This window comes from Shewanella psychropiezotolerans (genome assembly GCF_007197555.1).
Lineage (GTDB): Bacteria > Pseudomonadota > Gammaproteobacteria > Enterobacterales > Shewanellaceae > Shewanella > Shewanella psychropiezotolerans.
This window is the reverse complement of sequence record NZ_CP041614.1, coordinates 2004184-2027627: the sequence shown is the minus strand read 5'-3', so window position 1 is coordinate 2027627 and position 23444 is coordinate 2004184. Positions and strand designations below refer to the sequence as shown.

Sequence of the window (23444 nt, the reverse complement as noted above, 5' to 3'; positions counted from 1 at the left end):
TATGCTTATGCGAGGTCACCTTAGTGACTCGGAAAGTATTGGTCCTCTGTAATAGTTAGGTGTATATTGTCCCCATGTACCATACATCAGCCAATAGAACGAAACGGTTTTCTGAATTTAATCAAGAAGACCTAAAACCTAGGAAGGCAAGGGATAGAGCGACATTTCAGACTACTTATGACCTACTTTCACACGTATTTCGACTTACCCCGGTAAAAACAATCAAGAGGCTGTAAATATGATTGCCGATTTATCACCAGTGGCATGACGGCATATAAAATTGGCAGGTAATTATACGTTTGGAATTAAGAAAAATAACATCAGCGTAGACAGATTGTTGAAAAATATTGACCCACTAGCGAACGAAGAGTATTCAAGGTAGCAGCCTAATCTTTTAATTTATATTGCGATGCTCTGCAGGCTAACTATGAACTTTCCGATGAAATAGCCCTCTCTATCACGAGTTAAGGCAGAATATTAGATTATTGCTTAATGAAGGAAAAAGTTGGTCCCAAGTGCAAAGCTTTTTAAAATGTAGCCGTTCAACGACCGCAAAAGTGATAAGTATCATATTTAACGAAAAACAGCGAATTCTATGAGCTGACCGACATTCTAGACAGAATGTGATCTATATTCAGAGGTATCGTTTAAGATCAAAATTAGTAGATGAGGGATTGGTTAAACCATCCCCAATAAGATATTACACTTTTATCACTCATTCTAAAGGTAGAGGAAATGACCATTCACTACTTAAAGCGCAACATTATCAGGCTTATACTTATTACCAGTGCTAGCTTTTCTTTAACGCAGCTGTCAGCATCCTGGTTGTCCCTTACTCTGGTTCAATTTCGGATAGAACGAGATTCTGAACAATTTATAACTAAAATAAAGTACAACTTTAATCATGAAAGAGCTTACCTTTCGACTTTGGTATTGCCCAATACCTGCTCTAATGATGTGCATCAAGCTTTACAAAAAAGAGACAAAATTTTCTTATGTGACTCCCTTGACATTCTATTATCATCAGCAGTTAATATTTTCATTCATCCCTCTTTTTTAAGCTGCAACACGTTATCAGAAAATAATAACGCTTTTCCCCTGAACACTTCAACATCAATTCCGACCTAGGTAAAAATCGTCAGCTAAGTTCCTTCTTTAATTTTTTGCTTGGCTCACTCAAAACACTCTTTAAAAGGTAACTGATGGGTAATGACAATAGAATACATGACAGATAGCGAATGACAAGACCTAACCCAGCCATATAGAGCGACAATTACCTTGCTCAGTCTAAATCAACCAATAATATTCATGGAGATACTTTCTCCTCAAATGTCATTGTCCATTTTATAGCCTATAGGTGTGTTCACCCCCTACTCTTTTACACAGAATCGAGTAGCCATGCTAACAGTGCCTATATCCATAATAAAATTTAAAGGCGACGACTAGGCTGACACAGAAGGTTATTGAGCGATCTTTCTCATGTGTTAATACCCAATAGGTTTCATCGACCTTCCAGCCCAATTCCTCCAATACCATCTTAATCGTTTCTCTATTTCTGGCGCATAACGCTGAATCCAGCGATAACTTGTACTATTTATATATACGAGAATTGAGTTCAAAAATATTGAGCCAAATCCTCTAATTGCCTTGACAAGCCCCCTTACTTATACTGTAGGACTTGTACAAAGGTTATCCACTAAATCTGTGGATAACCTCATCAATACTCATAAAACTGGCATGGAAATATGTTCAACTTTGACATCAATCTGAGCCACTAAATCATCAACACTTCAGCTTACTTCGTCAACTTTGCGACAGAACCAACAATACCCTGTGGTCAGGAAGATCAACTGGGGGCTCTTGGCTTAATACTGAACATGATCGTCTACTGGAATGCGCTTTATATTGAGGAGACGGTTAGGCAATTAAACATTGAAGGTTTTGAGGTAAGTGACGCAGACATAGACAAGGTATTTACCTTTACTTTCTAGTATATGAATGGGAAGTATGTTTTTTAGCTCCTAAAGAGGTAAAAGAAGGTAAGGTAAGACCATTAAGAGAGCTGGTTGAAGAGGAAGATCATTCCTTCTCATAGTTTTTCGTTCCGTTGCACCTTATAGGCCAGGTTCTACTACAACACTAACGGGCGGAGAGCCGAATTTAGCTCAAATCTAAACTAACATGCTCTTCAAAAAACGGGTAATTGTCAGATCAGATCTGAGCCACTACAGATTATAGATACCGGATGTGGCGGATTTTTAAGCAAAGGCGCCTAGAGCCAAAATACGAGATCAATTGTAAGAAGAGGGTAAAATACCCTTCTTTATTAATCTCTTAATATGATCTTTTCTGGTGATCATGCCTAAAGAATTATCCAATTGTATGATTGAAGGTATTTGCAATGATTTATTCGTTCTAATTAAGTTAGAAACTGCCTTGTTATTTATAATAATTTCTTGAATTGGAATAATGTTTCCATTTTTATCTAACGTTAATTCCTGTGATATTATGGATGTGAGCGTTTCAGATAAAATGTCTCTCACTAAAGGCTGCTCATCTCCTGAGAAAAAATTAATAATTCTATCAATTGTTTTTAAGGAAGAATATGTATGTATAGTAGCAATCACTAAGTGTCCGGTCTCTGCCGCTAATAATGATGCTCTTAATGTTTCTCTATTTCTTATTTCCCCTACAACGATAACATCAACATCTTCCCTAAGAGCGGAATAAATAGCATCTTCAAATGAGGCAACATGGATGCCAACTTCCCTTTGATTGATAATTGATTTTTCTCTTTTAAACACTGTTTCTATTGGTTCTTCAATAGTCAGAATATGAATGTTTTTTCTTTTTTATATAATCAACCATCGATGATAAAGTTGTTGATTTACCACTATTTGTACTTCCAGCTAATAAAATCAATCCTTTTTTATGATCGGATATTCTTTTTAAAACTTCACCATTATCATAACATCCTAAATCAATAATACTTTGATTTAAAATCCTAATGACTAGTCCCAACCCAAAATTATGCCTAAAAAAGTTAATTCTCAACATGGTGTCTTCATTAAATCTGTAAGCATAGTTAATATCTTTCGTAAAATTAAAACCTGTTTCCTGACAGGTTTCACGTATAAACTCAATAATTAAATCATCATTTACCGTAAAGTCTGAAATTTCAAAAATTGAACCTTTTTTTCGGACATGTATTTTTTCTTTAGTGGATAAATGAATGTCAGAATATTTACTCTTTATACTTAATAATATTATTTCATTAATATTTTTCATTTATAGTTTTGCCTTAGTTTTAAAAATATTTCCAGTTTTTAAATAATAACCATCCTGACATAGGGGAAAGATAACGTTCTCCAACGATGACGAACAGGTAAGAATGATCATTATAGAATCCACAGTTAATTTATTGACGTTTTTATCGACTGAATCATTAGACCCAATATTTCACAGAACCCACTAAGAATAGACTTAAGGTCATCGTTAACTTAAAATTAATGCACAGTTAAATACACGTAGAGAACTATTAAATATCACATGGTCTCAAAACGGAGTAGTGTAAATCTACAGTCACGCTTATTATTAGTAATAAGGCCAGATACAATAGTTTTATTAATATCATTCTGATCTATTTTATAGTTAGGATTAAAACTACAGATAGTATCTTCCGCACTAGCGCCATCTTGATCCATAAAAGTACCATCGAGTGTAAAAAACGGATGTCTAGCATCCGACATCACGATAGCACTAGGAGGACTTACTTCTATATTATATTGTTTATTATTTGTATGGTTTTTTTTATCATATTCCCATATTATTGAATCAATTGGTTTATCATTCATAACAGGAATAACAATCTTACCAAACCATTCCAACCCACGACCAAATAGCCCATCATACCCATCAGTCGTTACTCTAAACGTGATATAAAACGGCTTAATTGATCCTTTTATATATGATGTAGAATGTATAATGTCTCCATCACTATTAGCATGAACCACTGAAGAAAGTAACAGTAGAGTGGTTCCTAATATAGATAAACACTTAAGCATGGATTAACCCCTTGATATTAAATTAATATAAATGATCTTATATTCCATATCATGAAATGGAATATAATGAATTTAAAACATAAAAAAAAGCCATAACAAAAACTAATACCTCAGCAATGAAATACTTTAGCGAAATAGACTCGTTACAATATTGACATGATCCTTCTGAGATTAAAAAACCATAAATAGGAATGAGAAAAATAGCATTTATTTTACTCTGACAATGTTCACAATGTGAAGGTTTAAAAAGTATATCAACCAAGCTAAATCCAGACTTCATTCTATAAAAACAAAGTTGTAAAAAACTAATAATACAGCTACAAACCATGGCAATAATCAGAGACATTAAAATATTAAACATTACCGTGCACCCGCAATTGAACCACTCAACATAAAGGTTGAGCCAAATATCGCTAATACAACACAAGCAAAGAAGATTAATGATAATAGATTCAGTAATCCAGCTAATTTTTCAATACTTTTAATGGTGGATTCGTTAGATTTATTCGAGATTTGAGTTAACATTTCCACGAACCCATTCAGGGAGCTGTATATACTGATGACAAAAATGTCCTCTTTGGAAAAAAATCCCGTGTTAAGTGCTTCCTTATAGGAACGTCCTATCGACAGGTTTCGATACATCAAATCATAATGATATTTTACCCAACCGGTGGACATCTCAGCCTTTTTTTCAATCGCATCTGCAATAGGAACACCTGACTTGATCAAGATAGAGATATCCATCAAAAACTGGGACGACTGCAGTTTCTTATATGTCTTGTAAGGCTGAAGTTTATCAAGCACTTTATTCCTAAAATTACCGGTTAACGAAGTCATTGACTTAGAAATAATAACAAATAAAACAATAAATATAGCAGATAAAATAATCAAGCCTGATTTCACCAACCATAGTCCCGAGCTATACATGAAAAAAGACAGATCAGGCCATTGATCTAATGGTATAACCGCTTCAAAGGACGGAAAAATCATTTTGCTATACATGATAATAACTAAAATACAGGCAAAGATTAATATGGCTGGGACCGTTAGCGCACTGGCTAATTTTGCATTTATTTGTTTTTTAACCTGAACAGTAATAATCACAGATTCAAAGCCTTCAGCCAGGTCGCCCGCGAGCTCCGATGAGGCTAACACCGATTGTTCTCCATCGGGAATAATACCTGAAAACGCAGCAGAAATGGATGAAGACTGCTGCAGTTGCTCTGTAATCAATTTGACTTTTTTTAAAAATGACGCTTTATATATTCCAGTTCCTTCTTTTTGTATGAGACCTAATGACTCAAATAAAGGCAAGCCATCTTTCATTAAGTCAGCTAACATTTTATACAGCTGTATACGGTCACTGGTTGATAGTTTTCTCATATATCTCTCTCATAGTTGTTTCGTCTATTGCACCGTAAAAATTGATGAACCATTGGTAGTCGACTATCCCTTTCATAACCAAAACAAATATCTTCTCTTTCATCAGATAGCCTTGATTGAATTTCTGCTGTTCATTATGTTTATCACGCCAATATTTATAGACCTTTGTCGGATTACCCGCTGCGATTTCCTGTAAAATATTGAGATCCGGCAGCAACATTTCAAATACTGGCTTTCTCCCTGATGTTCCCGAATACTTACAGTTTTCACAACCAGGGTTATGCTTGGTAAAAAGTTGATTTTCAAAGTTATCCGTCGCGCAATATATTTTACAATGTTCACATAGTGTCGGGATTAGTGTTTGGGTGACGATCCCCGCGAGAAATCCGGGCGAAGCTAAACGGTCTTTTTTGACCCCTAAGCTTTCTAATCGTTGAATGGCTGTAGTCACAGATCCCGCATGTACTGTCGTCACCGCATAATGGCCACTTTCAATTGCCCCAGTTAGCGCGGTCGCAGTTTGCTCATCACGGGTCTCACCTATCATTAACACATCGGGGTCTCGCCTCATGGCCGATTTCAATGCCGGTAAAAAAGGATTCACATCCGATTTAAGCCGGACGACAGAGCTTTGTACTGCCCCCATGATCCGATATTCCACCGGATCTTCTACCGTCACGAAACAGGCATTAGTTCCGTACTTTTTGGTATACATCCACTCCAGTATATTTTTAATTGTGGTTGATTTACCGGATCCTGTGACACCTGTGATTAACAAAAGGCCATGGGGGCATTGCATCATAGTTTGTAAATCCAGTTGCTCATCAGCGCTGAGCTGCAGTATTTCTAACGGGTCTTTGTCTTCAACAACATCAAATATCTCGCCGGTTTCCGCCTTAATTATCCTCAATACCGTATGATAGCACCCCCCAATCTGCCAAATATTGGCATATGAGCGTACCTAAACCGATAGGAGCCAGAAGGCAAATCCCGCAATATATTGGCATCCTGAGGAATATTTCTATTCCATGTGGACTCCTTTGTGGTGGCGAGGATATTGTAAGAGACAAACATCATCTCATCGCAACTTTCTGAGGATATGGTCTTCATTTTTGTCAATGAGCCATTAACCCTAAGAGATATCACTGCAACTTGATCATTTCTGACAAAATGAATATCACTGGCCCCAGTAATGATGGCACTTTCAAACAAGGCATCAATAGAATCTACGATATCCGTGCTTTGTTTCGACTCATTATCTGAGCTAGTATCCAGAGCGGTAAATATTTTGTAAAAATCAGTATTAGAGATAATCGCAACGGCATTAAATTTAGGTAAAGCACCAAATTCATTATTAAAATTATCCAATATCAAGTAATCAAAGACAGCTTGTTTTCCATCACTATCGTCAACCAAAAAGTAATCATTGTGACTGGTTAACCAACAGATCATTAACCCTTTTTTACCCGGTACAATGTGGCTCTTCTCAAGACTGATATCATCGAACTCAGCAGTAATTATATTTTTCATCGGCGCTAATACCCAAACGTATAATCTTGTCCGTTGTAGTTGAAAACAACATCATCAGCATTAATTAACACATTGTAACCTTTAAACTTTTCGCCGGGTACACGATTATACTTGCGACCATAAAAGCTAAACACCACCATTTTTTGGCTATTTTGTAAAGATGTCACGGATAAAAGCCTAATGCCATTTTTACTAAATGGTCCATCCGCCGGATTGTCAACTTTAGCTCTAGTCACACTATGATATTTATCGATTTCTTTTTTAATTTCGATATTACTTAATAATTCTTCATTTAAAGATTTATCCAGCTTTTCTTTTGCAAGCTTAAGCTCTAATAGATTAATTTCATCCATTAGGTTTGCCGTTTCTAATACATCCCCTGCAACTTGTTGATCCCTCACTTTCTTATTATCAGCATCATTGTCCTCGGTGACAGCAAAAACGTTAACAGAGACTAACAAGGTTAATACACACAATAATTTAATTTTCATCTAATTCGCCTTACAATAAATTGTTCCAGTCACGCTGTAACCTAGGTTATTTTTACCATAACGTTTACGCATTGCTGATATCCCAACATTTTTTCGATTTAAAATATATCTGGATAAATAACTTATTTTCATCCGGTCAAATCCCTGTGCATTCCAATTAATACCATAGATATCTAGATAGTTAGCCCCTGCTTTATCTAGCAAGTTTTTACTCTTTACTAACGCAGCAGGTTGCTGAAAAGTAAATGTCGATGCGTTAGCGCCTCCTTGATTACCCACTGAAAAGTCTGCAATATCAGAAAATTTCCTCATATCAGATAAAGAATCAGTACACAAAGGCAAGCTTTCATAGGCGGCTTCATCAAACACTCGCTCTACTTTCACAAGATTAATGCCCTTTATCATCAAGTTGTCGCCCGACATAAGGGTATTTAAACCTTGATACCCCATGGCCACATTAGGTATGCCAACATAATGCTTATTGTCAGTATTTAATGTATATTCACAGGCTAGAGATTGACATGTAAACTCTACCGGCTGCCAACCAAGTAAATTGAGATTCGAGAATTCACTTTCTACTTTTTTATAATCCGAGAGAGAGAATGACAACTTTTTTTCGACACTGCTCGTTAATGTTAAGTAGTCTTTTTTAGCCGCACTAATTTTTCTCAGTTCCTGTTGATGTGCTTCTTCCGTTTTCTTTTTTTCTTTATAAACATAGGTGCCAAAGCCCCCCCCATAACCACCGCAGATACTGCAGCGACCAATAAATACAACTTGGCTTTACTTAATACGATATCCATAATGGTCTATAAAAAAAAGTAGGCTAACGATGCCAATGCCGACGAGGTAAATATACCAAGCATTATTTTTATTACTGTACTCATTTTAATCATAATCTCTTCATTTTTGACCAATTTCAGGTCTTCTTTACCCAGCACAATCGTTTGAGTGTCCTTGATAGAAAAAAATCGTTTTAATTGCTTAACGATATGCTCACTGCACACTCGGTCTGAAAAAGGATAAATCATGTCATTCTTATAAAAAATACTATATTGGTTACCATCTTTATAATCGACATAATAGTGACCTTCATGGGTAATATATTCTTTATCTATAAGAAACTTTGCCAATGGAATATTTTTAGATTCATCTTTTCTTTGTAATTTCAGATTGATACAAAGATTTATTTTCCCCGATTCATCACTATTAAATATGAGTTTGTATATACCTTTATTCTTCTCGAGGAAGTTAAGTTTTTCCGGGTGGCTACAATACCATATTGAATCAGTGATAATTTTCATGTCTTGGTATCAACCTTAACGATGAGCATGGTAACACTCCCTGAATCTGAATCACTCATTGACTTACCCATTAACCCAGTAAAATCACCTCGAGTGATTTGCTCCTCCGTGAATATGGCAGCCACGGTTTCTTGGCCTACTTCTACGATAAAGTTATTAATATTCTCATTGCGTGATAGATCGGGTAATTGCACCGAATCCCCTGTCGCGCCAAAGGATACTAATTCATTTAATTTTTTTCTTGAATATCCCATGGTGATATTCACTCGACCATCGGCTAACACTTGCGGGACAATCATAAAAGACATGCCCGTTTCTAACGTATCGGTTTCGATTGTCTCCGCCGCATCGTTATCACCGGTACCTGGCTCCCGAGTAATGGTACTCACATAGCCTATTTCATTTACCGAATTCACAGGGATAGGTTTGCCGTTTAAACTCACGGCTACCCCTTCGTTCATCACTCGAGCGCCACTTTTTATTAATTGTGCGGTTAACGACCCCCCAATTTTATCTGTACTGCCATCTACCGCAGAGCCAAGTAACGCAGAGCCCACATCGAGACCACCAAAGCCATTGGCTGCCGACGCATCGATTTGGAATGATGAGCCATCACCGCCTTGAATATCCGCGCCAATGGCCTTCAACGTCGCTTGACTAATGGTCACTATTTTGTAGGAAATCTTAATTTCCGTAGAGGCTAATTGATTATAATTTTCCACAAATAGCGCGATACGATCCAATTCTTTTTATCACCTGTCGTCGATATTTGAGAAAATTCTCTAAAAATAGAATACCTAAAAGAGGCATTCTCCTCTTTCATCGACTCCAAATAATCCTCAACCTCTTTCCATAAATCGACCGTACCACCAATTTCTATTGAACCTGAAAACCCATTTCCTCCACCTTCGCTATCGACGATCGCTGAGCCAAACGCATATTTTGATTCATTTTTCAGATAGCGTGAATTATAGAGTGTATATATTTTTGTCTTATGGTTTCTTTTTACAATTTTACTTTTATCCACATCGATAAACACATCATAAGCATCCGCTAGATATTTAAGATAGTCATCCACCGAGCCTTCAAACATGATCTTTATTTTGAGGTTGGTATTCTCTCCTTTGTCAAAATAAGATACATGCATTTCATTGGCGAGCTTGTTAAGCACCTCATTAATGGTAACGGGGGTAAAATAAGTTGTTTTTATATTCAACCCCCAATAACTATTTGGATATACGCTATTATCTCGCAGGTCTAAATAATTAGTTCCTGAGACTTTAAAGGCTGAAAACTGTTTATCCATTTCAGCTTTATTACTATCAATTTCATCGACTTCCCGTGAAAATGATGACATATCTGCACATGCCGACAAAAGAGCTGTAATTGTAACAACAATAACAGCCAATTTATTTACTTTCATTTTCTACCACCAATATATTATTCTTGTAAACAGTGGCTTTAATTAGCTTACCGTTTTTACGAACATCATTCACAAATTCTTTAAGAACATCCATAGGATCTTCGCCTTCATAACTCACTCTATAGCCCGAAATAAAATCTTCGGTATCCCATTTTATTTGATAGTCAAACTGTTTAACAAAATGGGTCACAATCAACTCGACACTATTACCTTTTTCAATGATGAGACTTATTTTTTTACTATCATCATTTGCTACTAAATGACTATCTACACTAATTCCTATATTACTGTCGTCATTCATTACTGTATTATCATTTGCAAACGCAGCTATCGGCAATATGCTTAAACTTAATGCTGCTATTAATATTGATTTAAATATATATTTTATTTTCATCATGATTTTTCAACTTCACACCAACGTAATGCCACTATTTGTAATGATTCTGGATTTTTTCCATCATCACCGTTTACATCATTTGGAGAGCCGACAATGCCCGTCAGCGACCAAGATAGTCCGTCTATATCCTCCCATCTAAATAATACTCCCGACACCAACTCTGCAGGTTCATCAGCACTAGAGATACTATTATCCCCATAGTCAGAAGCATCCACTTCAGGGAAGTCACCAAAATGACTGCCCGAAAAAGAACTGCTGATCACAGACAGATGGGGCAGTAACTCATTTCCTTGGATTGTCGGGCACACGGGTTTGGCAATTATAATATCGTTACCAGAGGCATCGAAAGCATCCACGACCACTTCTACCGGGGTGCGATAAACCTTATCCGGCGACACTTGATCCGCTGTCTGGTACAGTAAGTTACCGTCGGTTTGTAAAAACCTTGATGGCTCCAGGTTACCATCGAGGCCATTATCAATATTAGCTATTGATGAAATGGCCGATTGACAAATAACATCATTCTCGGCAGCACCAACGGTGACATTCCAGCACAGCGAGCGACTTTCTTGCATCGCCACCATGCCATCACTTCTTAACGCTTGGGTGCCATCTAGCTCAAAAACAATGGCAAGCCCCATGTCTCCAGTTATCATCATTAACCTGTCATCTAACAGGGCTTCATGGGCATTAATCCCTGTATCATAAGTCGTCACCGCCCCACTGAAATCTGCAATATGGATATCCGCATAGGCGCTGTTCTCCATGTCATCGATTTGTGACACTTGCTCACTCACCGCTTCTGCTACATCATAAATATCCTTAAGACCCTCTTGTCCATGAAGACCATCAATAAATATGGTGATAACTGTGGGCTTAACATCACTAATATTTGAGTTATCAATATGATTTATCGAAAAAAATGATTGCTCTGCACCATTAACTTTTATGCCCCTAACCCTGTAAATCGTGCCCAAGATAACGGTGTCTCTCAATCCAGCTGAACAGTTAACACGCTCATTATCCACCCCTAAAGAGGGGTCACAACTATCATTACTGGTACCATATTCAGCCCCATTAAAAAAATTGGCGACTATTTGGTTACTTGATGTTTTCACATCAAGATAGATATATTCAACTCCAGTCGTAATGCTATCTTTTAATCCTTTAATAGTGTCATTGATTTTCCAAGATGAAATATCATCGGTTGAATCTTTTCGTTTTACTAAGGGATCAAACATGACCTGAGTACTGAGTTGATAGATTTTAGCCACTTTTGCTGCTGCTAAAGTTTTAAACTGACTCTTCATCTGTCTACTTTGAAGTTGCATAACCCCCACAGTAATAACACCAAGAATAGAAACAGCGATCAAGACTTCTAATAGCGCCATGCCATGTTGCTTTTTCATAATAAGACATCCAAGGAATTCAAATTATTGGCTAACAATGTTCAACCGCTCAATATACTCGTTGAGCGGTTGTTATTTATTTAACGATATTATTTATAACCGATCACGATAAGATTTTGGTCAGTCGCACTAGGACATAATGTAAGCACAATTGTAGGGTCGTATATATCTTGGTTAATGCCATCAGTTGTATTTTTAATGTCAATAGTACCAGCGACATCAAAAGTTTGATCCGCAATAGACCCACCAGTATCCATAACCGTAATGTAATCTGCATCATCAAGCAGTGGTCCTGTTATCAACGCATTACATGCGGTTTGATTTGCATTATCAATCCCAAGTACAAAACCAGTATCTAAGGTATCGGTAGCACGGACCTTAGCCACACTAAAGAGATAAGCCGAATTTGTCAGTGGGTTAATTGCTACACTTGGATCAATTGCTTTTGAGTCTGCAAATTCTTGAACGGACAGAGACGAAGTATCAACATATTGTGCAGCGCGGCTATAGACTTGTTGAAGCGCAATAGAAACATCAGTCATATCCGTTTGAATATCTTTAAGATCTTGCTTTTCAAAAGTTCTAGAAGCTAAGGTGGCAACACCCGCTGCTATTAATCCTAAGATACCAATGGCGATTAATATCTCGAGTAATGCCAATCCGCGTGCTTTTTTGTGACCGTGAAAGTTTTTACGTGTTTTACGTTGCATTTTAAAGTTTATCCTAAGTTAGCTAATTTGCCGTTTATCCAAGGGCTTTCGCCCCATTTCTTTTATTGCTGCAGTTGGCCTCCTTAATATATTGAAAATTAAAGAGGGCTAACACCCCGACAAAAATTGATGGACGGGGAGCAAAACGACTGATATCAATGAATGCCTGTCGATCGCCATGTCGATATTTGAATACTCAAACATCGATGTGGACAATGATTCTATTCGCTGTAAAAGCCGTAACAATGTGTTTTTGAGTTAACAAAAACCAGTTTAACCGTCATTCGGTAATTGGTTTTTAGCTTTATTACCTAAATCGGTGAGCGGCGCTACTTTGAATGAAGATACTGTAAAAGCGTTAGTGAAATGATGTGATTTATATTTTTTATGGCTAACCCTCTGTCTACTAAAGATTTAATCTTTTCTATATATTTTATATATGCTGTGAATTTACTTTAAACATAAAATTGACAAATATCCTCTTGCTTCTTGCTCCAGTTACAGGAGGCTTATCTATAGGGAAGTGTAATTAATTTGTATGCTAAATAGGCTTTGCTTTGATTAAGGGAATTGTATAAGCGAGCCTAATATGAATCTTAGCGTACGTGTCATTGTTGAAATCGTAAATGAAGCTGGCTAAGTAAAATCTCACTCGCTCATTAATATCAAGTCGATGACCTCGATGTAATAACAAAATCATCCGCAATGGTTACGTGAAATCCAATTTTCATGGCGTCTACACTGACCACAAAGTTTCCACCAGAAAGCAAATCTGTCTCAAATATAAATGGAAAAGTATACCCAGTATCAATTCACTTTTTGGTAGCGCTATTCACCCTGATCTTGCTAGGATTCAAACTGAAATGGGCGCTAAACACAGTTACCAGGATGCGGAGCATATAATGACTTTACTCTCATCAAAGAAGCGGAGTATTAATAGCCATGAGCGGGTTAAAAAGCTACAGAATACATCGGATAATATCTTAGTTTATCGGTAGGTACTGATAACTCTATCCAGCCCCAAGTAGCTGATAAAAAGCGCTTTGAAGTCATGACCGCGGTCATCTTTGATCCAGAGCAGATTGATTACCGCGGGGGACAGCTAAAGCAGGAGGGGGCAGTTTCGACCTTAAGGGGTAAATTAACCATCAAACACTGCACCGCTTCGGCCGACGAACAATCATACCTTAAACAAGCAGCTCTGGAGTCAGCCATCAAGCAAGGCATGAGCAAAGATACCTCAAGGACAGCGATATGTGGCGGTGCTGATAATTGCTGGAATGTGATAAATGCGGTAGCGCCATGATGTCACACGGATACTGGATTGATTTCATATTGCCATGAAATTTGAGAATCTTTCACTAAAAAATCAAACGCTACTAGAAAAAGCAAAACGTGCTAAACGGCATTTGTGGCGAGGCTACCCAGACAGGGCAATAATCCGGCTTGAGGAGATAAAAAATCACCTCCAAGAAAAACAGGAACAGCGGCAACAACATATGAAGTGGTCACGTAAAGGGCTGCACTCTCTACTTCAGGTTAGGGCTTCAATATCCAGTAATAGCGGGCAACAACATTGGGAACGCTATGCCGGTGAAGCAATGTTGAAAACAGCAGCGTAAGCATACAATCAATTACACTGCCGATCCCCATTGCCGTTTTTCGCCCGTCATTGGCTCTTTCTAACATTGGCTCAGCCTCTGCCACAGCGGCTAAGCTTTTGATCACCCTCTCCCCCGTGGGGCCTTTGGTACTCAGTCCATTGCTAAAACTTAAGTCTAGTCCCCCTTTAATAACTACTGTCCACAATATGGTGCACTTTCGCCCTAGGAGCAAACGTTGCAACAGCAGCGTTAACAGCCCCGCCATTTTGATTAAAAGTAGCGGGTATATTCCTTCAATGACAGTCAACGAGGCAGAAATACTAAGCGATGGAGGAGTAGACTGTCTCTTCATGATCTAGACAGTAAGGAATGGATAGACGGGTCTGCGTTCCTGAGGCTTAATATTCAGCTTTATCAGTAATTCATCCATGACATCTATGGATAATGGCTTTAGTAAATAAGCATTTATTAAGTTTTTCACACTCAATATACTGTTTCTATTTCTTTTGCATTTTTTAGACGTCATCATCGCAATGGGAATGGGTACAGTTTTCACGTCAGTATTATTGGCCTCCATGAGTCTAATTTCATTCAAAGCATAGGTACCGTCGAAAAATGGCATCACCATATCCAGACAGATAAGGGAATAGGGGGAATGTTCTTGTAAAGATAACTTAAAACATTCTATCGCTTCGCGGCCATTGACCACCAAATCAACGTCAAACCCAAACGAGGTAAAAATATCCTTATTCACCCTTCTTGAAATCGGATCATCATCTGCTATCAATATTCGCTTCTTTGCCTTTATTCGCTTTTTTGTCATTGTCATTCCACACGACTAACATTTCTGATTCAACATAGTATGCTCCCCCATCACATAGCCAAAATAAAAAGATATAAATCATGGTAAATCACTTTTCTAAGAACAGAACAAATACCAAATTTACACTTAGATATCAATAGCCTGAATAAACGTGAGATTTAACTTCATCATCTGCAATGTTAAGGCAGCCCTATCCGTACCGGAGCCAACATCATGGACTGAGTTCCTGATTGACGAGGAAGTATATCCGACAGCCAAGTCCGTGTTCGACAATGAGTTTTGAGCACCACTCCTTTTGGCGTTGATATCACTATGTCTATCCGTAATCTCAAAAACGACACTAACAAACCGTGGCTATGTGAATGCTACCCCCATGGACGGGGCACGGTAAACGTATCCGTAAAAAGTTTGCCACTAGAAGGTGAGGCTGCCGCGTTTGAGCTATTCACCATGAAGAAAGTTGATGACAAACCCTGGCTAGGTGAAAAGGTCGATCACCGTCGATTGTCAGAATTGATAAAGAAGTGGCATGATCTTCACGGGCGTCAATTGACCAAACCCGAACAGCGCATGGCTAAGTTAACTATGATGAGTCATGCCATGGGCGACCCTGTTGCCAGTAAGATCTGCGTCAATGACTTTGCTAACTATCGCCAAATGCGACTCGATGGGGAAGTGGAAGATGCCCAGGGCAATAAGAATAAAGTGAAGCCGCACACGGTCAATCATGAACATGCCTATTTAAATACTGTCTTCACTACGCTTAAAAAACTCGGTGAATGGACACACCCCAACCCGCTAGAGGGTCTTGAGCAATTTAAAATAGAAGACATCGAGCTGGCGTTCCTCTACCCGGAAGAAATTCCACTTATTTTAACCGAGTGTGACAACGCTAAATATAAACACCTGAAAACCATCGTACTCACTTGTTTAGCCACCGGCTGTCGTTGGTTAGAGGCCGAGGGGCTGCACGGCAGTCAAATTGCACACAATCGGATCACCTTTATTAAAACCAAAGGTAAAAGAACCGCACGGTACCGATTGCCCAAGAGTTAGCAGACATGCTCCCCAGAGTACGTGGTCCACTATTCAGGCCCTGCAGGAGATCCTTTGAGCAAGCGATAATGCGAACCGGCTTACAGTTCCCTGATAGACAAATGACGCATATCTTACGGCACACGTTTGCCAGCCATTTTATGATGAAGGGTGGCAACATATTAGTGTTAAGACAGATACTCGGACATTCAGATATCAAAGACACCATGCGCTACGCCCAGTTTGCCCGATCATCTGGACGACGCCATTACCAAAAATCCGATAGCTGATTTATTAAGTTCAGCGATTTAACGATATGGGTATTGTAATTAAGTGATATTTAATACATTCACTTTGGTCATATCCGCAACATAAAAATAAGCAAGTTTACCAACACTGGCCGTAATCTTTCTTGAGTAAGCATGAGTATTCGTTTTCCCCCATCCTGGCGGCAGCGTGCTCGAACCCAACGATGCCGCAGCCTGGAAAATGCGCTCTCTGAAGAGATCATCATTGATAGGGCTAGCGCCTAATCCATAAAGGTTTCACGTAACTTGTTTTTTTGCACTTTTCCCATGGTATTACGGGGGAGTTCATCAACAAAAAATATTCGTTTAGGTTGTTTGTAACGAGCGAGCTTGTTGCTAATTTGCGTAAGAACTTCACTTTCTGAAATATTCGCTCTGTTGTTGAGTACAACGACAGCAACGACAGCTTCGCCAAAGTCTTTGTTCGCGATCCCAATAACGGCTGATTCGAGGATCTCCGGCACGTCATCCAGAGAGAGTTCCACTTCTTTGGGGTAAACATTAAAACCACCGGTAATAATCAGATCTTTGGAGCGGCCAACAATTTGGAAATAACCATCTTTATCGGCTGTAGCTAGATCCCCGGTAATAAAATAACCGTCATCAGTAAACTCCTCACGCGTTTTTTCCGGCATATTCCAGTAGCCTTTAAAGACATTAGGTCCCTTGATTTCCAAGCCACCTATGTCACCCTGAGCCATTTCTGCCCCAGTATCTGGATGACAAATACGTGCCGCTATGCCTGGCAGTGGGAATCCAACTGATCCGGGCCGTCTTTCACCATCATAGGGATTAGAGATATTCATATTGGTTTCTGTCATGCCGTAGCGTTCCAGAATACAGTGGCCAGTACGCTCGGAAAACAGCTCATGGGTTTCCGTCAACAGAGGCGCGCTGCCTGATACAAACAATCGCATGTGAGCAGTCAATGTCTGGTTAAAACGTGGGTCATTTAACAGGCGGGTATAAAATGTCGGCACCCCCATCAGGACTGTCGCATTGGGCATTTGTTCAATCATTGTATCAACATTAAAAGCGGACATAAATATGACCGAACTGCCCGCGAGCAAGGTAACGTTCATCGCGACAAACAAGCCATGAGTATGAAATATTGGCAACGCATGCAGTAATACATCGGTTGCACTAAACTGCCACAGGTCAACCAATGCTTTTGAATTAGATAACAAATTAGCATGTGACAGCATCGCTCCCTTTGGCCTCCCGGTGGTACCCGAGGTATAGAGCATTGCGGCGAGATCATCATCAGCACGCTCAACGATGTCAACCTGCCGAGTTTGTTCTCGTGCTAGCTCAGCCAGTGATCCACTGCCATCACGATTAAGTGTCATCACGGTCGCACCGACAGTGTCGGCAATATCAATGATACCGGCATATTTACTTTCGTCACACAATAACACTGCGGGGCGTGCATCATTGAGAAAATACGCTAGTTCCGTTGTGGTATAGGCAGTATTGAGCGGTAAATAGACGGCGCCAATCTGTACACTGGCAGCATAAATCGCCAGCGCTTGCGGCGTTTTATCAACCATAACCGCGATTCGGTCACCAATATCCACGCCCACATCCTGCAAGACCGCAGCAAATCGATTGGCAGTCGACAGGAAATCATCATAGCTTATATGTTCGCCGTCAGTCATTCTCAAAAAAATATCGCTGCACCCTTGGTGTGGTTTGAATAACGCGTCATATAATATGTTTGTCATAATGTCAGATTCCTCAAAATAATCTCAAGACAGGAAATAGGTTTTAATGATCCTGTAAAGCGGTAATACCTTTGGTAACGGCAACTATATTGTTATTGCTATAAGCCTCGTGATTCGCCTCAAGACTGGATAAATCATAGAGATAATTAACCATGATCCCACTAGATTGACGCAGACCTTTGTCAGAAAGATCTGCCAGCCAGTTTATTTGTTTTAAGATCGCGCCATTACCCAAATGAAAACGGGCAACCGGATCTAAAGGTTTGCCGAGCTTATTTTTGGCGGTAAGGAAATAAGTCGCTACTAGTTTCATCAACCGATCCCGATGTTGTTCGCCCTGATCTCTCCATTGTTGTAGGCTCAATTCGTTGATGGTTAAATACAGCTGATTGATTTCACCATCCGGATTTTGTTTCGCTTGTTCTCGTGCCTGGCTCCCGAACCATTTCATGAATCCTGGCACAGGAGACAAGGTGACAAAAGTTTTGACATTGGCAAGCTCATTTGACAACTCTTCAACCACCTGTTTAATCAAAAAGCTACCGAACGAAATCCCTTTAAGTCCTCGCTGGCAGCTGGAAATGGAGTAAAAAACTGCAGTATCGGCGTTCAATTCACTGAGCTCTGGTCTATCTTCGGCTAACACGGTTTGAATGGATTGTGGGATCCCTTCACACAGGGCAACCTGGACGAAAATCAGTGGTTCGGTTGGCATCGATGGATGAAAAAAAGCAAAACAACGTCGATCAGACGGTAGCAAGCGACGGCGCAGATCATCCCAATCATTAATGGTGTGGACCGCTTCATAGGCAATAATTTTTTCGAGAATTTCAGCGGGTGTCGACCAATTTATCGGTCTTATCATTAGAAAACCGCGATTAAACCACGACATAAACAAATGCTGAAAATCGATATCGGTTTTGCTGATCTCGGGGTTATCCGCGGTTAAGTCCAATAGATCTGTACGCATCCTCACCAACTGCTCGGTTGCCCCACTAACTAAGTTTAAGCGGCGCAGTAATTCCTGACGTCGAGGTTCTGTTGCTTTGAGTAGGGCGTAGAGATTAGCCGACGAGTCATTGGTATCGTAAGCTTGAACAGCGTCAATAATATCACAAGTTGAGATGTCGAAATTGTCGGTAAGATCCCGGAAAAATCGGCATTGATCAGCCTGACTGGTTTCACTGTATTTATTGAGAATACTGTTAGCCAGTTTCGCTACCGTCACTTCGCTGTTTTCTACCAGCAATGCCTCACATAAATCATTAAGTTGTCTTTTATCTTGATCCTTACCCAATTTTACAGATTTGCTGAATATGTTAGCGAACATATCATGTAATATTCTGCCATAATTCATTGCTTATCCCTCACCATTAATCACATCAGACCACGTACCATAAAAAACAACACTGAAGGTGCAAGCAAACACCCCACACCGGTATAGAAAGTTGCCGTCATTGCACCATAAGGAACGAGTTTGGGATCGGTCGCAGCAAGGCCGCCAGCCACACCGCTGGTTGTCCCCATCAATCCGCCGTAAACCATAGCCGCCTGGGGATTATCTAGCCCGATATGACGAGCAAAAAGCGGTGTCCCTACCATCACCAGCACTGACTTTACCAGTCCGGCGGCAATGCTCAGTGCTATGACTTCGCTCGATGCCCCCAGGGCCGCACCAGTCACTGGCCCAACGATATAGGTCGCTGCACCGGCGCCAATAGTCGTCACAGAGACAGCATCGGTATAACCAAAAGCCACGGCGACAACCGCCCCAACGACGAAAGAAAGCACCACGCCAATAATCACCGAAGAGGCGCCGACTAAACCGGCCTTTTTTAAGTCATCGGTATCGACACCGAAGGCCGTTGCAATTATCGCAAAATCACGAAACATCGCACCGCCCATTATAGAAACACCTGCCAGCAGCGGATAGTCTGCAACACCTTTACTCCCCCAGTATCGAGTCCGGCGAAATAAGCCAGCAATAAACCAAGCGTTATCGCAATCGCAGAGCCGTGAATTCGGCCAAAGGTTAATTTGCTGGAGATCAGGTACGAAAACCAAACAACGACACCAACAAACAAAAAAGCAATAATCAGGCTATCTTTACGGATAATACTGTCAAGGGCTGTGGTAATCATGAGTTTTCCCTTTCCTGTTTGTTAGAAACCGTCTCTGAATTTTCCCCGAATGAGCCCTTATTTGCTACGCTTTGCCCCATCGGGTCAACACAGGGATCAATGCGAAACTGGCGGCAACAGAAAGTACTCCAGCAACCAGAGCGACAGGACCTGCGGACACGGCGGCTAATACGTTTTGTTTGGCTGTCATCGCAACAATTATCGGAATATACATCGCGCTCCAAAAACTGATGCCGATGGCCGTGTCATTATGCAATTTAAATGGGCGGTCACCACTACTGCCTCCTCTTCGACCATAAAAGTGAATAAAGGTGACTAGCAGCAAAATTGCGATACCCACACCACCAATATTCGCCTTCACTCCAAGTAATTCACCCAGAATATTCCCCAGATACAAGCCCAAAAGCATGCACACTGAGAGTAGAGCCACACCGTAAACAACCATAAACCTTACCTTTATTATACTTACGTTAATTGTTAGAAAAGAGTCAACAGACGTCACTTGGGGGTTAGGTAATTCCAGTATATTTTTTGGATAACGTTACGACCCAGAAAATAATTAAACAGGTAAGCACGTTTAAACAATTCATCATTTACACCCCATACCATTAACAATCGAATTTATTAATATACATATATTAATGCTGCCATCTAGCATCGTTTTGTATCCTTGGGGTTTCTTATTGGCGGGATCAGCCTCTGTTGCACGGCTAGCAGATCCCTGCTAAGGCGTTTATATCTGTAGATATAGCCCTATATTTAGTGATATCGCCATTACGGAAAATTCATCTTCAAACGGTAGATAGTGAATGTTCCGTATGTTTAACTATTGACCTTATGGATTGCTTAACCTTTATATATATTGTCACGTTCTAGGAAGATGCAGAGAAGAACTTTTACCTTTTCTTTGCACTGATGACATATTACCTTTGGTTTAACCACTTCAAATATAGAAGCTATATGAGATCCTACAGTAAAACCTACTTCACTCTGCACGTTACCTTCCTCCACAACGCCCAACAAACTTGTATTATAAGTTAACTCACTCTAGGAATTAACACGTCACTTATAACAACCAATAACCTCTATAGATATTATTAACTGCTGCACAACTTCTTTAACTTAGATTACTCACGTAGCGATTTAAAGTCGACAGAAGAAAATCAACCTTAACTTTACCTCCTAATACACAACGTACGCAAAACCAAAAAACAAATCAATTAATTAATTAGTTCCAACTCAATTCAAAAACAAGCATAGGAATCACATCATTTAATTCATAGAAATAAAGTCGAAACACTGCAGATACAAACAAAACAACACAAAGCCAGCAGAACACCATAGTATCCAACTTGTAATGTTTATATAGATAAAATTAATATCCCACAAACAATGGTGACATTATTAACGTTCAACTACTCAATTATAAATATTACGCACCGTCATTTATAAAGTTACATGGACCAATTAATATTTTCTACCACCAATTAAAAATTTAATTAAGGAAGTGTATGAAATTCTCAAAATCATTAATTTTTATATCTATGACACTCGCTAATATGGCCTTCGCAGATGATAGCGACCTTATAGGCACACCAGCAGAACAACAAGTAAGAGTAGACAATCTCAATATTTATACTCAATCTACAGGCGCGGATAGAGGTGAGCTGTTATTTACTCAAAGCCAAGTTGAAGCTATCACCAATTCCGCTTGTGCTAATTCTCTGGCCTACTTAGCTGACAAATACAGTAATAACGCCGCCACTATTGGTAACTTCATAACGATGAATTCTAAAATGCATTCATTACCTGAGTCATATATCGGTGTCTATCCCCTAAACCCTGATACCCCCGAAGGTGAAGACCCATCTGCACTAAACCCTTGGGAGGGAGGCACCCCAGCCCAACTATTTCAACGCACTATCGATGTCTTTACTAACTGGTGTCAGTTTTTACCTGATATTGAGGGTGACAAGGATACTGGCCTTGCCTACATTCAAGAGTTTGCTTGGTTTTATTACCGAAATGACTTAGCAAAATTATGGGTCCAAGGTGAAGATCCTGAGGGAGGGCTTTTAGGTGAATATGTAGGCTATAACTTCGTGAACAGTTTTACTACTGAGCGCGGCACCTATATGGACTCTTCGGATTCTCTTGGACTGGTAGATAATTGGACTACAGATGATAGAATTGAAATCGAAGATTATACTGTTCCAGAAGGTGGATTCAGTAGTTGGAATGATTTCTTTACTCGCAGTATCATCATTGATGTCGATGCCGACTCCGGCGCACAAACCATCAGAGATCGACCCGTCACAAAGCCTGATGAAGATTATATTATCTCTTCACCAACAGATTGTATCATGAACCCGCTCACTCAGGTGTTGAGTATGGATGATACCCTTATCACTGAAACCGCCTATATTGAAAATCCATTAGAGTTAAACGATGTGATCGATGTAAAAAATACCCCAATCAGTATCAAGTCTTTATTGGGAGATGCTACCAACGAAATGAAAAATCATTTTGTCGGTGGAACGGGCTTATCTTGTGTCTTGATGCCAAACACTTACCACAGTTTTCATACGCCAGTATCAGGAGAAGTCATCTATAAAGAGGTCGTTAACACTGGCACTTATGGCTATCCTGATTTCGTTAACTGGGTTCCATTATCGGGTAACGTCGGCCGCTCTGGCACTGATTTTTCTCAATTCCAAAAATTCCAACGCGGTGTTGTCATTATTGAAGTTCAATATGATGCAATAGACGATGAAGGGCAAACGGTATCCAAGACAGGGTATGTAGCCTCCATTCCGGTTGGGTTAGATACTATTGGCTCAGTGGTATTATCCGATGAATTTATCGTCGGCGACACTGTAAAGCGCGGATTCACCCGCTTAGGTAATTTTAGATACGGCGGCTCTTTGGATATATTATTATTCTCAAAAGGCATGGTTGCGCCTGCTATACAAACCCGCTTAGGGGCGCAGATTGCAATTATAGATGCAGGTACAACACCTGAAGTCTCTCCTGCTATACCGGCCAGTAATAGCGGGATCTAAACAACACGCTCAGCTTATGTGCCTCTTTGTACTTGG

At 39.6% G+C, this 23444-nt stretch carries 25 protein-coding genes and 2 pseudogenes; 6 read left to right on the top strand and 21 right to left on the bottom strand.

Annotated features, from left to right (window positions below):
• Positions 1-1494 precede the first annotated feature (1494 nt).
• Positions 1495-1595: pseudogene (locus FM037_RS09010) on the bottom strand (IS6 family transposase); the annotation flags it as partial.
• A gap of 183 nt (positions 1596-1778) precedes the next feature.
• On the opposite strand from FM037_RS09010, the gene FM037_RS30380 reads away from it, so the two are divergent.
• On the top strand, positions 1779-1991 hold the full coding sequence (locus tag FM037_RS30380; RefSeq protein ID WP_407695658.1) for a Tn3 family transposase: 213 nt from the start codon (positions 1779-1781) through the stop codon (positions 1989-1991).
• A gap of 300 nt (positions 1992-2291) precedes the next feature.
• On the opposite strand, the gene FM037_RS29950 is transcribed toward FM037_RS30380, so the two are convergent.
• From FM037_RS29950 to FM037_RS08930, 15 genes are all read right to left on the bottom strand, one after another.
• Positions 2292-2804 carry an ATPase, T2SS/T4P/T4SS family gene (locus tag FM037_RS29950; protein ID WP_185976990.1) on the bottom strand — a complete coding sequence of 171 codons (513 nt, stop codon included), beginning with the start codon at positions 2802-2804 and terminating at the stop codon, positions 2292-2294.
• A gap of 16 nt (positions 2805-2820) precedes the next feature.
• Complete coding sequence (locus FM037_RS29945) at positions 2821-3288, bottom strand: ATPase, T2SS/T4P/T4SS family (protein WP_144045720.1); 468 nt, start codon at positions 3286-3288, stop codon at positions 2821-2823.
• A 257-nt stretch (positions 3289-3545) separates the two neighbouring features.
• Positions 3546-4064, bottom strand: a complete 519-nt coding sequence (locus tag FM037_RS08990) for a hypothetical protein (protein WP_144045719.1) — start codon at positions 4062-4064, stop codon at positions 3546-3548.
• 49 nt (positions 4065-4113) lie between these two features.
• Positions 4114-4392, bottom strand: a complete 279-nt coding sequence (locus FM037_RS30375; protein ID WP_407695657.1) for a prepilin peptidase — start codon at positions 4390-4392, stop codon at positions 4114-4116.
• Between the two features lie 32 nt (positions 4393-4424).
• A complete protein-coding gene (locus tag FM037_RS08980; protein ID WP_144045717.1) occupies positions 4425-5447 on the bottom strand; it encodes a type II secretion system F family protein in 1023 nt (340 codons plus the stop codon).
• Positions 5425-6357 carry a GspE family protein gene (locus FM037_RS29940; protein ID WP_144045716.1) on the bottom strand — a complete coding sequence of 311 codons (933 nt, stop codon included), beginning with the start codon at positions 6355-6357 and terminating at the stop codon, positions 5425-5427. Before FM037_RS29940 ends, FM037_RS08980 begins: the two co-directional genes overlap by 23 nt.
• The gene (locus FM037_RS29935; protein WP_144045715.1) at positions 6354-6977 is read right to left on the bottom strand and encodes an ATPase, T2SS/T4P/T4SS family; all 624 of its coding nucleotides are present in this window, start codon (positions 6975-6977) and stop codon (positions 6354-6356) included. Before FM037_RS29935 ends, FM037_RS29940 begins: the two co-directional genes overlap by 4 nt.
• Before the next feature lie 5 nt (positions 6978-6982).
• Positions 6983-7468 (bottom strand): hypothetical protein, encoded by a 486-nt coding sequence (locus FM037_RS08965; RefSeq protein WP_144045714.1) that lies wholly within the window; start codon positions 7466-7468, stop codon positions 6983-6985.
• Complete coding sequence (locus FM037_RS08960; protein ID WP_144045713.1) at positions 7469-8077, bottom strand: hypothetical protein; 609 nt, start codon at positions 8075-8077, stop codon at positions 7469-7471. It lies immediately after the preceding gene.
• A gap of 200 nt (positions 8078-8277) precedes the next feature.
• Positions 8278-8772: a hypothetical protein gene (locus FM037_RS08955; protein WP_144045712.1), complete on the bottom strand. Its 495-nt coding sequence runs from the start codon at positions 8770-8772 to the stop codon at positions 8278-8280.
• On the bottom strand, positions 8769-9494 hold the full coding sequence (locus FM037_RS08950) for a hypothetical protein (protein ID WP_144045711.1): 726 nt from the start codon (positions 9492-9494) through the stop codon (positions 8769-8771). The genes FM037_RS08955 and FM037_RS08950 overlap by 4 nt, the downstream gene beginning before the upstream one ends.
• Positions 9473-10195 carry a hypothetical protein gene (locus FM037_RS08945; RefSeq protein WP_144045710.1) on the bottom strand — a complete coding sequence of 241 codons (723 nt, stop codon included), beginning with the start codon at positions 10193-10195 and terminating at the stop codon, positions 9473-9475. The genes FM037_RS08950 and FM037_RS08945 overlap by 22 nt, the downstream gene beginning before the upstream one ends.
• Entirely contained in the window at positions 10182-10592 is a 411-nt protein-coding gene (locus FM037_RS08940; protein WP_144045709.1) for a hypothetical protein, read from the bottom strand. The genes FM037_RS08945 and FM037_RS08940 overlap by 14 nt, the downstream gene beginning before the upstream one ends.
• Entirely contained in the window at positions 10589-12001 is a 1413-nt protein-coding gene (locus tag FM037_RS08935; protein ID WP_144045708.1) for a type IV pilus modification PilV family protein, read from the bottom strand. The genes FM037_RS08940 and FM037_RS08935 overlap by 4 nt, the downstream gene beginning before the upstream one ends.
• Before the next feature lie 89 nt (positions 12002-12090).
• Positions 12091-12711, bottom strand: coding sequence for a type II secretion system protein (locus FM037_RS08930; protein WP_144045707.1), 621 nt, complete (start codon positions 12709-12711; stop codon positions 12091-12093).
• 1051 nt (positions 12712-13762) lie between these two features.
• Between FM037_RS08930 and FM037_RS08925 the strand changes: the two genes are divergently transcribed.
• Positions 13763-14017 carry a hypothetical protein gene (locus FM037_RS08925; RefSeq protein ID WP_144045706.1) on the top strand — a complete coding sequence of 85 codons (255 nt, stop codon included), beginning with the start codon at positions 13763-13765 and terminating at the stop codon, positions 14015-14017.
• A 34-nt stretch (positions 14018-14051) separates the two neighbouring features.
• Entirely contained in the window at positions 14052-14333 is a 282-nt protein-coding gene (locus tag FM037_RS08920) for a hypothetical protein (protein WP_144045705.1), read from the top strand.
• Positions 14334-14670: 337 nt separating this feature from the next.
• Here FM037_RS08920 and FM037_RS08915 read toward each other — a convergent pair whose 3' ends face one another.
• Positions 14671-15138: a response regulator gene (locus tag FM037_RS08915; protein WP_185976989.1), complete on the bottom strand. Its 468-nt coding sequence runs from the start codon at positions 15136-15138 to the stop codon at positions 14671-14673.
• A gap of 279 nt (positions 15139-15417) precedes the next feature.
• Between FM037_RS08915 and FM037_RS08910 the strand changes: the two genes are divergently transcribed.
• Entirely contained in the window at positions 15418-16194 is a 777-nt protein-coding gene (locus FM037_RS08910) for a phage integrase (RefSeq protein ID WP_229381125.1), read from the top strand.
• A gap of 68 nt (positions 16195-16262) precedes the next feature.
• Positions 16263-16463, top strand: a complete 201-nt coding sequence (locus FM037_RS29270) for a tyrosine-type recombinase/integrase (protein WP_229381124.1) — start codon at positions 16263-16265, stop codon at positions 16461-16463.
• Positions 16464-16702: 239 nt separating this feature from the next.
• Here FM037_RS29270 and FM037_RS08905 read toward each other — a convergent pair whose 3' ends face one another.
• The 4 genes and pseudogenes from FM037_RS08905 to madL all read right to left on the bottom strand — a co-directional run bounded on the left by FM037_RS08905 (position 16703) and on the right by madL (position 20791).
• A complete protein-coding gene (locus FM037_RS08905; protein WP_144045703.1) occupies positions 16703-18205 on the bottom strand; it encodes a malonate--CoA ligase in 1503 nt (500 codons plus the stop codon).
• 43 nt (positions 18206-18248) lie between these two features.
• Complete coding sequence (locus tag FM037_RS08900; protein WP_144045702.1) at positions 18249-19562, bottom strand: malonyl-CoA decarboxylase; 1314 nt, start codon at positions 19560-19562, stop codon at positions 18249-18251.
• Between the two features lie 20 nt (positions 19563-19582).
• Positions 19583-20346 (bottom strand): annotated as a pseudogene (gene madM, locus FM037_RS08895) (malonate transporter subunit MadM).
• Positions 20347-20410: 64 nt separating this feature from the next.
• Positions 20411-20791 carry a malonate transporter subunit MadL gene (gene madL / locus FM037_RS08890; RefSeq protein WP_144045701.1) on the bottom strand — a complete coding sequence of 127 codons (381 nt, stop codon included), beginning with the start codon at positions 20789-20791 and terminating at the stop codon, positions 20411-20413.
• A gap of 1066 nt (positions 20792-21857) precedes the next feature.
• On the opposite strand from madL, the gene FM037_RS08885 reads away from it, so the two are divergent.
• Positions 21858-23408, top strand: a complete 1551-nt coding sequence (locus FM037_RS08885) for a phosphatidylserine decarboxylase (RefSeq protein WP_144045700.1) — start codon at positions 21858-21860, stop codon at positions 23406-23408.
• Positions 23409-23444: the final 36 nt, after the last annotated feature.

What these genes read in the sequence shown, in the direction of transcription:
- FM037_RS08980 (WP_144045717.1), bottom strand. Translation starts at nt 5,447, where the DNA reads ATGAGAAAACTATCAACCAGTGACCGTATACAGCTGTATAAAATGTTA.
- FM037_RS08935 (WP_144045708.1), bottom strand. Translation starts at nt 12,001, where the DNA reads ATGAAAAAGCAACATGGCATGGCGCTATTAGAAGTCTTGATCGCTGTT.
- FM037_RS08905 (WP_144045703.1), bottom strand. Translation starts at nt 18,205, where the DNA reads ATGACAAACATATTATATGACGCGTTATTCAAACCACACCAAGGGTGC.
- madL (WP_144045701.1), bottom strand. Translation starts at nt 20,791, where the DNA reads ATGGTTGTTTACGGTGTGGCTCTACTCTCAGTGTGCATGCTTTTGGGC.
- FM037_RS08990 (WP_144045719.1), bottom strand. Translation starts at nt 4,064, where the DNA reads ATGCTTAAGTGTTTATCTATATTAGGAACCACTCTACTGTTACTTTCT.
- FM037_RS08920 (WP_144045705.1), top strand. Translation starts at nt 14,052, where the DNA reads ATGAAATTTGAGAATCTTTCACTAAAAAATCAAACGCTACTAGAAAAA.
- FM037_RS29935 (WP_144045715.1), bottom strand. Translation starts at nt 6,977, where the DNA reads ATGAAAAATATAATTACTGCTGAGTTCGATGATATCAGTCTTGAGAAG.
- FM037_RS08915 (WP_185976989.1), bottom strand. Translation starts at nt 15,138, where the DNA reads ATGACAAAAAAGCGAATAAAGGCAAAGAAGCGAATATTGATAGCAGAT.
- FM037_RS08965 (WP_144045714.1), bottom strand. Translation starts at nt 7,468, where the DNA reads ATGAAAATTAAATTATTGTGTGTATTAACCTTGTTAGTCTCTGTTAAC.
- FM037_RS08930 (WP_144045707.1), bottom strand. Translation starts at nt 12,711, where the DNA reads ATGCAACGTAAAACACGTAAAAACTTTCACGGTCACAAAAAAGCACGC.
- FM037_RS30375 (WP_407695657.1), bottom strand. Translation starts at nt 4,392, where the DNA reads ATGGTTTGTAGCTGTATTATTAGTTTTTTACAACTTTGTTTTTATAGA.
- FM037_RS08925 (WP_144045706.1), top strand. Translation starts at nt 13,763, where the DNA reads ATGACCGCGGTCATCTTTGATCCAGAGCAGATTGATTACCGCGGGGGA.
- FM037_RS08955 (WP_144045712.1), bottom strand. Translation starts at nt 8,772, where the DNA reads ATGAAAATTATCACTGATTCAATATGGTATTGTAGCCACCCGGAAAAA.
- FM037_RS08885 (WP_144045700.1), top strand. Translation starts at nt 21,858, where the DNA reads ATGAAATTCTCAAAATCATTAATTTTTATATCTATGACACTCGCTAAT.
- FM037_RS29270 (WP_229381124.1), top strand. Translation starts at nt 16,263, where the DNA reads ATGCGAACCGGCTTACAGTTCCCTGATAGACAAATGACGCATATCTTA.
- FM037_RS29945 (WP_144045720.1), bottom strand. Translation starts at nt 3,288, where the DNA reads ATGAAAAATATTAATGAAATAATATTATTAAGTATAAAGAGTAAATAT.
- FM037_RS08945 (WP_144045710.1), bottom strand. Translation starts at nt 10,195, where the DNA reads ATGAAAGTAAATAAATTGGCTGTTATTGTTGTTACAATTACAGCTCTT.
- FM037_RS08900 (WP_144045702.1), bottom strand. Translation starts at nt 19,562, where the DNA reads ATGAATTATGGCAGAATATTACATGATATGTTCGCTAACATATTCAGC.
- FM037_RS08940 (WP_144045709.1), bottom strand. Translation starts at nt 10,592, where the DNA reads ATGATGAAAATAAAATATATATTTAAATCAATATTAATAGCAGCATTA.